This is a genomic window from Actinoplanes sp. NPDC051633 (genome assembly GCF_040681735.1).
Taxonomy (GTDB): Bacteria; Actinomycetota; Actinomycetes; order Mycobacteriales; family Micromonosporaceae; genus Actinoplanes.
Genome location: NZ_JBFAZH010001432.1, coordinates 1 through 1,756, shown reverse-complemented (window position 1 = coordinate 1,756; position 1,756 = coordinate 1). Strand labels below are relative to the sequence as shown.

Genomic DNA, 1,756 nt, shown 5'->3' with positions numbered 1-1,756 from the left:
CAGCTCCCGCACCAACATCCTAGGACGCTCTACTGGGTGTGTCCCACGCCGCCGTCGATCGCCGACGCTCAAGAACAAAAAGGAATCAACGACACCCCCGAAAAAGATTTGAGCGGGCCCGGCCGGCACCGCGGCGCGGGGCATCAGCGGTCGGAGTGGGTCGGTAGCATTCGTGGGGGTCGTTGGACGGGGGAGCGCATGGTCAGGCGGGTACTTGCCGGGGTGGCGGCGCTGGCCGTCGTGCTCTTGCCGGCGCCCGCGTCCGCCAGGGCCAGGGCCACCCCCTGTGATCCCCCGCCGGCGCCCGGGCAGGTCTTCCGGGATGTGCCGTTCGAGCAGAAGCTGTACGACCTGTCGCGGATCGCGCCGCTGTCGACCGGCGCCGGTGTCCGCGTCGCGGTGATCGACTCCGGGGTGGACGCCGGCCATCCGCAGCTGCGCGGCCGCGTCGATCGTGGCCGGGATCTGCTGCACAACAATCCGGACGCCCGGCAGGACTGTGTCGGTCACGGCACCGCGGTGGCCAGCATCATCGCCGCCCGGCAGGTCGAGCGCGTCGCGTTCCAGGGGCTCGCGCCGGGCGCCACGATCGTGCCCGTGCGGATCACCGAGAAGGAGGAGATCGGCGGGCAGGAGGTCGGTGACGACGGGACGCCGGCCGAGTTCGCCGAGGCGATCCGGTGGGCGGCCAGCAAGACCGGCGGCAACGCGCGGGTGATCAACCTGTCGGTGGTGATGACCAAGGACAACGCGGAGGTTCGCCGGGCGGTGGCGCAGGCGGTGGCCGGCGGTGTGGTCGTGGTGGCGGCGGCCGGCAACAACGGTGACGAGTCGAAGGGCAATCCGGTGCCGTACCCGGCGGCGTATTCCGGCGTGATCGGGGTCGGTGCGGTCGGCCCGGACGGGACCCGGGCGAGCTTCTCGCAGCATGGGCAGTATGTCGACCTGGTCGCCGCCGGGCTGGATGTGACCGCGGCGGCGCCGGTGCGTGGCCATACGACTGTGCAGGGCACGAGCTTCGCGGCGCCGTTCGTGTCGGCCACCGCGGCGCTGATCCTGCAGCGGCTGCCGACGTTGACCCCGGCGCAGGTGCAGCGCAGGTTGATCGTGACGGCCGACCCGGCGCCGGGTGGCCGGCGCAGCGACGAGTACGGCTTCGGTCTGCTGAACCCGTATCGGGCGCTGACCGAGACGTTGCCGGTGGGCAATCCGTCACCGGCGCCGACCGTCCTGCACACCGAGGATCCGGCGGCGCTGGCGTTGGCGGCCCGCCGGCACGAGGCGCAGGACCGGTCGATGATCGTGGGAGCGGCGGGCCTGGGCCTGGCCGTGCTGGGCGGCATCGCGGTCGCCGCCATCCGCCGGGGTCGCCGCCGGGGCTGGCGGCCGGCCGGCCGGTGACTGGGCCGGCCGAATCAGAAGGCCGGGCGAATCAGAAGGCCGGCCGAGTCAGATGCGGGTGTAGGTGGTCAGCAGCGCGCCCGTCGCGGTGGCGACGCTGGCCGTCAGTTGCCAGCTGGACGGGTCTGGTGTTGCCGGGAAGAGGCGTTTGCCGGAGCCCAGCAGGATCGGGTCGATCATCAGGCGCAGCTCGTCGATCAGGCCGGCGGCCAGCAGTTGGCGGGTGAGGTCCGCGCTGCCGACCACGTGGAGTTCGCCGTCGGTGCCGGCCCGTAGCTTGGCCACGGCCGTCACGGCGTCGCCGTCGAGGACCGACGATCCGGCCCAGGGGAGCGGGTCGGTGAGGGTGCGGGAG

The 1,756-nt window shown here is 72.7% G+C and carries 2 protein-coding genes; one reads left to right on the top strand and one right to left on the bottom strand.

The genetic code is table 11. From position 1 onward, the window contains the following. Positions 1 to 198: 198 nt before the first annotated feature. Complete coding sequence (gene mycP, locus AB0M20_RS41775; RefSeq protein ID WP_364306896.1) at positions 199 to 1,401, top strand: type VII secretion-associated serine protease mycosin; 1,203 nt, start codon at positions 199 to 201, stop codon at positions 1,399 to 1,401. 48 nt (positions 1,402 to 1,449) lie between these two features. Here the strand turns inward: mycP and AB0M20_RS41770 are convergent. After that, a partial coding sequence (locus AB0M20_RS41770; RefSeq protein ID WP_364306895.1) for a dihydrofolate reductase family protein occupies positions 1,450 to 1,756 on the bottom strand: 307 nt, incomplete at its 5' end.